We start from the raw sequence: 11259 nt of genomic DNA on the forward strand, positions 1-11259 counted from the left end.
GATAAAAAACAGTGGACATAAAGGTGAGTCTGATAAACCGGATTTCTAAGCGTGAACAATCTCATTCAATTTCTGCTAAGAGTTCGTCCAAAGCTTCTTGGCTTAACTCAACTTCAGGAAAATCTGAAGGAGTATAGCCTCCTGCTTCTTTCGATAGACAGTGGACAATGATATCTTCTAAAGCTTTGAGATAGTCATTTGCCAAATTTTCTACAGTAGCCCGTCGATGGAAATGCTCGCTGTAGTTCCACTCCAGTTTCAGCTTCCTTTCAACGACTAATGCATTTACAATCAACAAATGGCGGCGCTGTCCTTTGGGGCTGTGAATGGAACCGCTAGACTCTTGGGCATATTTCCATCCAAAGGTTGCTAACTGGGTTTGGTCAAATTGACCTAAGTAGTTAAAGCTCACCTCAGCTTGGGGGAAGGTCTGCAATTTCTCACGAGCTAGAGCATCTGGGCTAAGATAGCGTAAGATGCCATAGCCAATGCCCCGGTTTGGGATACGTCGCAGTTGCTCCTTTACCGACTTGAGAATTCCGGTATGTTGCTCCTCAAGTTTTAACAGAACGGGGAATATACTAGTAAACCAGCCTACCGTGCGGGACAAATCTACATCCTCAAACAAGTCCTCTCGCCCGTGACCTTCTAAATCAATCAGTAGGGAGTTAGAACCAGTCCATCGGGCGAAAGTTTGTACCAGTGCCGTCAGCAGCACATCATTAATTTGGGTGTTGTAAGCCGAGGGGACATCCTGCAACAGAGCGCGAGTCTGTTCTAAACTTAGGTATACAGATATAATCCGACTGGAGGCTACAGTGTTGTCTTGGGCAACAGCGCGATAATCCAAAGGTAAAGGAGCAATTGGGAACCGCATTGAGTCCAGCCAGTAATCTAGCTGTGAGTGAAGTCCTTGACTGCGTGCATAATCCTGCAATCGAATTGCCCAATCCTTAAAGGAAGTTGTTTTAGCAGGCAGTTGGATACTTTTCCCAAGTTCTAATTGTTTGTATGCCCCAGATAAGTCTTCTAGCAAAACCCGCCACGATATTCCATCTACAGCCAAGTGATGGATGATGATGAGCAAACGTCCGGGAGAATTGCCTAAGTGAAACAGAACGACCCGCATTAGCGGCCCATCTGCTAAGTTTAGCGTTTGTTGTTCTTCGTTGGCTCTTGCTTCAATTGTCTTTAACTGTTCTGCTTGAGGCAGATCTGACAAATCCGCCATACCGAACGAGACTCCATCCCACGCATCACTGTTGTACTGCTGCCATTGCCCGTCCTGCTGCACAAATCGCAGGCGCAAAGCATCGTGATGGCATAGCAATTTTTGCAGTGCCTGCTCTAGTAATTCCGGTTGTAATGGAGGAACTTCTAGCAGGAAGGATTGGTTAAAGTGATGGCTATCGGCCAGATTTTGCTCAAAGAACCAATGCTGAATTGGTGTTAGAGGGGCAACCCCTGTAACTAAACCCTGTTCAGATTGAATTAGATTAATTATACCAGCAACAGCAGCTAAGTCAGCAATGGTTTGGTGCTGAAATAGTTGTTTTGGAGTAAGTTTTAGTCCAGCTTGATTAGCTCGCGTAATAATTTGGATACCAATGATGGAATCCCCACCTAATTCAAAGAAATTGTTGTGGATACCGACTTGTTTTAGTCCTAAAACATCCCGCCATATATTTGCCAAGATTTCTTCAGTATGGGTGCGGGGGGAGACAAAGCCAGTCGATTCATCGAACTCAAACTCCGGTACTGGTAAAGCACGACGGTCTACCTTCCCGTTGGGGGTAATTGGCAGAACTTCCAGAACTGTGAAGGATGCAGGTACCATGTAATCGGGGAGCTTTGACTTGAGAAACAGACGTAGCTCATTACTTGTAGGCTGTGTCAATTCTGGGACGACATAAGCTGCCAAACTCTTAACACCTGGTTTATCTTCCCTGGCAATGACAACGACTTCGCGGACTTGAGGATGTTGAGTCAGAACAGCTTCAATCTCGGAGAGTTCAATACGGAAGCCGCGAATCTTAACTTGGTTATCAATGCGACCAAGAAACTCGATGTTGCCATCTGGCAAATAACGTGCTAAGTCCCCGGTTTTATATAATTTTGACTTTTGCGGAAAGTTGCCAGGAGGGTTTCCCTCCGTAGCAAACTTTCCAAGACGACTTGTTACCTTAGAATTGTCAAAGGGGTTGGGGATGAATTTCTGTTGTGTCAACTCTGGACGATTGAGATAGCCCCGCGCCAACCCAACACCACCAATGTGCAGTTCCCCAGGAACCCCAATTAGAACTGGTTGGAGATGGTCGTCGAGAATATAGACTTGGGTATTGGCAATTGGGCGACCGATGGGCAGCTTTTGGTTGCTGTCAATACACACAGCCGTGGTGGCACACACAGTGGATTCCGTTGGTCCGTAGGCGTTGACGAAACGTCGGTCACTAGACCATTGCGCTACTAAATTAGCAGAACAAGCTTCTCCCGCTACGATGATAGTTTGCAAGTTAGGCAATTCGGCAGCAGGCATGGCAGCCAGTGCTGAGGGGGGGAGCGTAGCATGGGTAATGGCCTGGTTTTGCATCAGCTCAATCAAACCAGATCCTGGGAGTAAGGAGTCCAAAGTTCCCAAACACAACCGCGCTCCAGCGCAAAGGGCCATGACAATTTCCCAAATTGAGGCATCGAAGCTCAAAGAAGCGAATTGCAGAACACGGCTGTTGGGCTGGACATCGAAGGTGCGAATCTGTTCTAGTGCCAGGTTGCACAATCCTTGGTGGGTAACCAGGACGCCCTTCGGCTTTCCTGTAGATCCGGAGGTGTATATTACATAAGCCAAGCTACCTGCTCGCACAGCACTACTGGGATTGAGCTGACTTTGTTGAGAGATGATTTCCCACTGGGCATCCAGGCACACCACATCCATTGCCCGAACCGGCACAGCTGTCACCAACTTCTGTTGAGTCACCAGCACCGACACTTGTGAATCTGACAACATGAAGCTTAATCTTTCCTGGGGATATGCTGGGTCGAGGGGTACATAAGCACCTCCCGCCTTGAGAATCCCTAGCAGTCCCACGATCATCAAGAGCGATCGCTCAACACAAATTCCCACCAAAACTTCTGGCTTCACCCCAAGAGTTTGCAGATAGTGCGCCAATTGATTCGCACGTTCGTTCAACTGTTGGTATGTTAGGGACTCGTCCTCATAAACCACAGCCACTGCATTTGGCGTTTTTTCAACCTGCTCTTCAAATAGTTGATGGATGCATTTGCTGTCAGGATAGGGCGTGCGGGTATTATTCCACTCCACTAGCAACTGATGACGTTCACGCTCAGTCAGCAGTGGTAATTCACTGATGGGTTGATTGGGATTAGCAACAATTGCTGTTAACAAAGTCTGGAAATGACTTGTCATTCTAGCAATGGTATCTGCCTCAAATAAGTCGCTGTTATATTCCCACGAACCTATTAGTCCCTTTTTTGTCTCCCAAACCGCCACGCTCAAATCAAACTGTGATGTCCCACGTTCTACCAGTTGGGGAGTTAGGGTAAGATTCGGCAACTCCAATGTATCTAACGAAAAATTCTCTAAGACAAACATCACCTGGAATAAGGGATTGTAGCTGAGAGAACGTTCTGGCTGCAAGGCTTCTACCACTTGTTCAAACGGAACATCCTGGTGAGCATAAGCAGACATTGTAACTTGCTGTACCTGAGAGAGAAACTCAGAGAAACTGGGATTTCCTTTGATCTGATGACGCAGCACTAATGTATTGACAAAAAAGCCAATTAATGTTTCTATTTCCCTGCGGTTGCGATTAGCAATGGGGCTGCCGACACAGATATCATCCTGACCACTGTAACGAAACATTAAAATTACGAAAGCCGCCAGCAGTGTTTGAAAAAGGGTAGCTCCTGAGTGTTGGCTGAAGATTTTGATTTGCTCGGTCAAATTCCGATCAAGTTGAAATTCCTTAGTAGCACCACAGAAACTCTGAATGGGGGGGCGTGGTTTGTCTGTGGGTAGTTCTAACAATGGTGGCGCACCAGCTAACTGTTGCTTCCAGTAGTTCAGTTGCTGTTTTTGGACTTTTTCCGTCAACCACTGTCGCTGCCAAACTGCAAAATCAGCATACTGGATGGGCAACTCAGGGAGGAGCAAAGGAGAACCAAGCGCAATAGCTCGGTAGAGAATGGACAACTCTTTGAGGAATATCCCCATTGACCAGCCATCCGTGATAATGTGGTGCAAGATCAACACCAACACGTAAGATGACCCAAGGCGCAGTAAGGTGACTCGCAACAAAGGCCCATTACTCAAATCAAAAGGTTGGCGAGCAAGATTTGTGACAATTTGTTGTACCTCTGCTTCTTCTAAACCTTGCAAGTCCAGAACTGGCACAGCGATCGCCAAGCTGGGAGAAATTACCTGCACGGGTTTTCCATCTACTGCTGGAAATGTTGTGCGCAAAATTTCATGGCGGCGGATGATTTCGTTAATACTCTGCTCAAGAGCTTCTACGTTGAGTACACCTTGAATGCGCAACTGGAAACTCTCGTTGTAATATGGGCTTTGGCTCTCTAATTGATAAAGAAACCACATCCTCTGCTGGGCAAAAGATAAAGGCAACTCCCTAGAGCGCTCTGTAGATAGTATTGGCTCAAAGGAGCAGTCTTTTGCACTCTTAGCTGCAGTTAGCAGCGCCTCTAGGCTTTCTCCCAAACCAGCTACAGTAGGGGATGCAAAAAAACGATTTGGCGCCATCTCCACCGAAAAAGCCTCGCGCAACCGAGCAATAACCTGGAAGGCTAACAGAGAATTTCCTCCCAATGCAAAGAAGTTATCGTGAATGCTAATTTGAGGTGTGTCTAAAACTTGCTGCAAAATTCGAGCAATCTGCCGTTCCGTCTCGTTTCGGGGAGGGGAAGCGATCGCCTCCCAACTAGTCATACCCCTAACCAGTAAATTTCGATTAATTTCACCACTGGCGTTAAGGGGCATTTCTGATAGCTGTACGAAGTCACAGTTGACAGTTGTTCCGAAGCGATCTAGCACCGTCAAATCTGATAACTCAAGGACTGAAGAACCGTTACTCTGAGTGTAATAGGCAGTTAATTTCTGTAAACCTTGAAACTCCGAGGTAAAACGCCGAATTTTTGGATTGCTGCCATCTAAACCGACGATCAGCCGTGCTTGGTCATGATATAATCCAGCCAATAAGGAATATAACCCTTGTTGAACGCTCAGATCGTAATAGCCTTGAGCGTGGATTATTTCTTGCCTCTGGGAACCCTTGTTCATCCCTGTTTCACGCCAAATTGTCCAAGCAAAGCAATAGCTGTGCAACCAACCAACAGAACGTTGGTATTGATTAAAGCTTTCCAAAAAATTGTTGGCAGCAGCATAAGCACAAATGGTGGCTCCGCCAAAGAAACTCGCCAAAGACGAAAAGCTAATAAAAACCCCCTGCCCTTGGTTCACCAGTATCTGATGCAACACCCAAGCACCTAACACTTTGGGACGCAGAATTGCAGCTACACTCTGTGGTGTTTCATCCACTAGCATTTGCTCGTGGTAAGTTCCTGCCAGATGAATAACTCCATCTAGCTGACTTCCCCAGTTAGCCTTGACTTTTTCCACTACTTGTTGGGTGGCTTGAAAGTCGCAGATATCCACTGCCTCATAAACCACCGTTCCAAGTTGCTTTAATTCCTGATAAGCTTTAATTTTGTCTAAGATTGTTGCAGAGAGATTGGATGCGTCTGTATCCGGTAGAGGAGTGCGACCTAGTAATAGCAATTTGGCATTAAAAAACTTAATTAGATATTTAGCAATTTCAACCGCAACACCCCCAAGTCCACCGCTAATCAGATACATTCCCCCGGGTTTAAACGGAAGTTCTTGCTTTGGTTTGTCTTGCAGATTGGCTTTTTCCAAACCAGCAACAAAACGCTGTCCATCACGGTAAGCAACCTCTTGCTCTGTTGATAAAACCTGGATTTCTTGGAGAATATAAGTTCCATTCTCCTCTACGCGATTAGGAGTCAAATCGATGTGGCGACAGTTTAACCAGGATATTTCCTGGGGAATAGTTTTGACTACACCCAAAACTGGAGATTTTTCATAAGCTATCAAGTCTGTTGGTTGCGTAGACTGGGTGTAGCTAGAAACAAACAATAACCGGACTATATCTTGGAAACCCTGAGTTTTTGCTAGGGCTTGGACAAGAAACAACAAACTGTAAATTCCCTGCTCTTGAGCTTTTTCCAGAGCTTCTAGGCTTTTGATTTCTCCGCCATACTCCTGATAATTCCACAAATGGATAATCTGTCCGATGGCAAGGTTATCTGCTTTTATGGTTTCAAGCAATAGCTCGTAATGGTCTGCATTTCCTGGAGCTAAAAAGAAGTGATTGGGACTTTTTTTGACAAAATCCGAGCCAAGTGTGACACACACATAGGGCAGGTTTTGCTGTTGCAATTGCTGACACAGAAATGTCCCCAATCCTAACTCATCGACGAAGATTATGGTAAGATAATTGTGGGATAAAACTTTTAAAACAGTGGCTTGCTTGGGTCGCCAAACTTTTTGGTAGAACCAATCAGGAATAGTGTTGGTATTACCTAGTAAGATCTCGAATTTTTTGAGAATTGGGTTGAATTGACCTGCATGAAAGCGATCGCTAAGTTGCGATCGCTGGATTTTGCCAATAGCAGTTTTTGGGATATCTTCCTTAGCTACTAAAATTAAATAATCAGGATTCAACCCTACTTTACTCACCACTCTTTGTCGGATTTTATTGAGTAGTTCTAGCAGTTTTTTGTCTTCCGTAATGGTAGAATTGAAGAAGATAGCCAGTTTCTCTGTTGCGCCACCAGCGCAGACTGCACAAGCAGCGGTGTAGGACACTTCTATTTCTTCAATTTCTTCAACTACTGCTTCAATTTCATGACTGTAGTAGTTAGCTCCATTAATGATGATAGTTTCTTTGGCGCGACCAGTAACCACCAATTGTCCGTTGGCAATGAATCCTAAATCTCCAGTATCAAACCAGCCATCTTTTAAAAAGAATTTCTGATTGGCATCGTGGTTATTGTAATATCCTGGAGAAACCGCATCACCTTTGACTTGCAAACGACCTATAGTGTCTTCTGTTAATACAGAGTTTTGCTCGTCTACTATGCGAATGGTAACTCCAGGAATGACTGAGCCTAAGTCGGTAAAAGTATTATGATTTGGATGATTTATTTCTACTCGTTTAATAGTACCTTGTAATGTAAATTTGTCTACCCTATGGAACAACAGAGGTGCATCCACGAGCGGCTGATAGTATGTAATCCCCGAACCCATCTCTGCCATACCAAAAGCTGGTCGGATTGCCGTTGCTTTAAGTCCATAGGCAACCAAATTTTCGCGAAAATCCTCCACAGCTTTACTGGATACTGCTTCACCAGCTGTAAGTAGGAATTTCACGCACGATAAGTTCCAGTTTTGTTCTGGTTCTTGTTTGAGAAAGTCATTAACTATGGCATAGGCAAAGTTGGGAGCCCAGCTATGAGTAATGCGGTATTTGTGGATCAAATCCAACCAGTTTATGAGGCGACCCAAGATATATTCTTTTTGTGCATAAACTAGGGTGCAACCCAATTCTACGCCACGGATATGCCAGTCGGAAATGCTGCCAATGTGATCGAACGGCAGCCAATTTAAAATTACATCTTCTGGCTGGTGTTGATTGAGTTGGTTAGTTCCTCTGGCACGAGCGATGAGATTTCGATGAGTCAGTTGAACGCATTTTGGTATATCTGTACTCCCAGAGGTGAGGTTGAAAAGAGCCACCTCATCTGGTTGACTATTATGATATGATTTACTAATATTATTATTTTTTAATACTTCAATCGTCGATACCTTGAGGCGTTCTGCTGGTAGCCATTGGGATAGTGATTCTACCTGTTGTTTCCGATCTGCCGTAGTTAAGATGACGGGACTATCTAGGAACTGCCAAATATGACAAAGCTTATCTACCACCTTGTTTGATTCTTGATAAGTCGGTGGCACTTCCATAATTACGGGGACAAAGCCTCCTAATAGGCAACCCCAGAAGCTGGGAATAATGTCACAGCTAAGTTCCATCTGCAAAATTACTTTGTCTTTTGGCTTGAGTCCCAACTTTCTCAACCCAGTCAGAATTCGCTCGGCTTGAGAGAGTAACTCAGCGTAGGATTGGCGTAGTTCTGTCCCATCTGGCAACAGATAAACAATACCCCCGGACGTTACCTGTTGAGCAGCTCTTTGCAAAACTTCGAGCAAAGTAATAGGTGCATTGGGTTCATCCGTGAGAACACCGCCGTGGCTGATGGCAAGTGGTTTCGGTTCTGAAAGTTGTTGTGTATTTGGTTTGGAGTCTCTTGATACCGGGGCTTCGTTGGCGTGCGCACTCTTGGCTTGCCAATTTGGTAGCAAATCCGACAAATGGAGTGAGGGGTTCTTCTTTCTCAATTCCTGCACCACTACCACTGCCTGTTCGATTTTGTGATGAGAATTCAGTTGCTTTTCTACTTGCTCGATTAAACTTTCATCAATCACAGAAATCTTCATCAGAGCCAATTTGTCAACCTCTCCTGTGGCAGTTAAAGGTAGGTTGGACACTGGCACTAAAGCTCTTGGTAATAATGCCTCATCGCACACACCTTGAAGGTAAGAGCGAATTTGCTCTAGTGAGATAGTTGAGCTTGAAACAATATATAGTATGACTTCCAGTGGAGATGTTTTCTTCACAACCACTGTGCAGTCGTTTATTGAAGTTTTCTCCAATAAAACTGATTCAATCTTAGTTTTAAGTTGCTGTATTTTCTCCCAATTTAGACTTTTTTCTTTAAATTTCATTTTCTTCTCAACCCATTAGCATATTTTGATAGCGGTCAAAGACTGCAAAGACATCAAAGCTTTGTATTGGTCTGTAACTTTTCAAATGCGTGTGGGGCTAGTTTCTAGCTAATTATTATTCATTTTTTCGAGTCAAATATTAATTTTTTAATTTAATTAACTCGTTTTTTTAAACTAACAATCCTATCTTAAGCTACCACATTCTATCTGCTTTATGCAAAAAATGCAATGACCTATAAGACAAAATAATAAGTATACACTTATAAATACTTTATCTAATAGTTATATAGACACTTAAGACTAGCCCCTAGTTTCTAGCCTGTGGGCTATTTAGGTTTTTCCGCTGAAAACAAAAGATAATCATCAAATGCCATAAACCAACCCCTGTTTTTCGACCAAGCTTCAATTCCTGGATTATCTTTCTGGAGATCAATTATTAGGTCATGTTTACTAATTCCTTTTCCTACCTGTGCAAAATAAGAAACCATAGCGGGCCAAACATATTCGCTAATGGGTACGGCTTGAATGTTAACAAATCCATGCTTTTTAAGTTTTTCTACATAAGTATGTCTATCATATTGATTGGCAAAGGGAATACCCATTTTCTTACTATTGACGCGAAGCCAAAAGTTAATCGCTCGTCCTACTCTAGGCAAGCAATCTGCTAATGCAAGCTTCCCACCAGGGCGTAAAACCCGAAATGCTTCAGCGAAAAAATTCTCACGGGTATTGAAATGAAAAGCACATTCTAAAGCCGTAACTTTATCAAAATAATTTTCTCCAAAAGGTATTTTGGTTGCTGAGCCTACCTGGAGATGTATTCGTTGAGCTAGTCCCGTGCGAGCAACTCTTTCTTTGGCAATTTCTACTTGTAGCTCTGTAATATTTATACCATTAATTGAGCCAACGTTGTTTTCACGCACCCAGAGTAGATCTTGTTCGGCAAAACCGAAACCGACATCTAGAACTTGATCGCCAGAGCTAAGTTCTGCAAGTTCTCCTAATTTACGAGCTAAAGCCGCGCAAGCTCCGTTATAAGTAGTTTCTTCTTTCCAATAGCCAAAATTGAGCCATTGAGGAACATCTGGGTTGTAAAGATGAGGATCTCGTTTGGCTAAATTTGTATAAAGATCGGATACCTGATATTTGTCTTGAAGAAACCATATTTCCTTACCTGGATTGTTGATAAAATCTTTGATCACTATCCAGCGATTGCGCCATTCATCCTTGAAAGGAATTCTTCCGATATTTTCCAAATCTATACTCTCCTTGGCAAATCAAATGGGACTATTGTTATTTTCTTGTGGAATATCTTAACCTGCGTAATAGTTCTCCAATAAGCTTTTTCGTCGCACGTCCAGTGTCACGCAGTGAAACCCTCCTCCTAAGGTTCTTGAGTGTCTAAGTTGGAGTTTTATAACATCGACACCGCGTTTTTCAAGCTGTTTGATAAGTGGAACTTGGGATTTATCAACGATCGCCAGAGTCGGATTTACCATTAGGAGGTTAATTCCAATCCATTTAGAAGCATAGGATGTTTTTGTGTAACCAATATCAACTATTTCCGTAAGATAGATGACATCCCAACCCTTGAATAGATCGGGCAGATTTTGTTCGCCAACTCGTTCAGCATTCACCACAACTAAGCCTGGTCGAATTACAGCAATAGTGGTGTCTACATGACTTCCAGAGTAAACATTGTCATAGGTATGCACCCTGTACTCTTCGCCTAATATAGTTTGAAGCCATAATGCCCCACATCGGTTGCCAGTATCTGAGATCAGGTAGAAAATATCTTGTCCTAGCCGCAATATGTTTGCCGCATCGAATAGAGGCTCATAGTCTTTGATTGCTGAAGAGTTATAATCATGAATATTGTAAATTTCATCAGCGAGTCTGGGCTTTGGGGCTGATATCCATCTAGCTCCGCTGTGCAAATAATCCATTAAAATAGATTTAAATGAAAGAGTTTCAAAAAATCTTGCCCGTAGCGTCATTGGCGCTTCGATAATCCATTTTCCAACTGTAACGAATAAGTCTCTGGGACAGTAATTATATTGGCCGTCCGATTCCCAATCAGGGGTGCGAAATTTAATCGAATGATCGACTACATCGGGACGCTGGACAACTACGCCGAGGCTTTGAAGTGTACGCACGAGTTCATCAAGGTCTTCTTCAGTTTCTTCGATCACTTGATCGCTATACTGTCCGGAGGGAATTTTCTCAATACTGCCATAATCTCTGTATTCGACTGCGAACAAACCTCGATCTTGACAGGCAATACGTGCATTGGTTGCACGTCCAACGATAATTTCTTCAAGGGGACTCCACTCGTCATTAACTTTGACTTTACTCATATGTTC

General features: G+C 43.6%; 3 protein-coding genes. All 3 read right to left on the minus strand.

Annotation, left to right across the window (positions count from 1 at the left end; all coding sequences use genetic code 11):
* Positions 1–61 precede the first annotated feature (61 nt).
* The 3 genes from ICL16_RS31855 to ICL16_RS31865 all read right to left on the minus strand — a co-directional run bounded on the left by ICL16_RS31855 (position 62) and on the right by ICL16_RS31865 (position 11253).
* Positions 62–8896, minus strand: coding sequence for a non-ribosomal peptide synthetase (locus ICL16_RS31855; protein WP_190835602.1), 8835 nt, complete (start codon positions 8894–8896; stop codon positions 62–64).
* 326 nt (positions 8897–9222) lie between these two features.
* Positions 9223–10152, minus strand: a complete 930-nt coding sequence (locus ICL16_RS31860; protein WP_190835603.1) for a class I SAM-dependent methyltransferase — start codon at positions 10150–10152, stop codon at positions 9223–9225.
* A gap of 57 nt (positions 10153–10209) precedes the next feature.
* On the minus strand, positions 10210–11253 hold the full coding sequence (locus ICL16_RS31865; RefSeq protein ID WP_190835604.1) for an inosamine-phosphate amidinotransferase 1: 1044 nt from the start codon (positions 11251–11253) through the stop codon (positions 10210–10212).
* Positions 11254–11259: the final 6 nt, after the last annotated feature.

This window comes from Iningainema tapete BLCC-T55 (genome assembly GCF_014698965.1).
Lineage (GTDB): Bacteria > Cyanobacteriota > Cyanobacteriia > Cyanobacteriales > Nostocaceae > Iningainema > Iningainema tapete.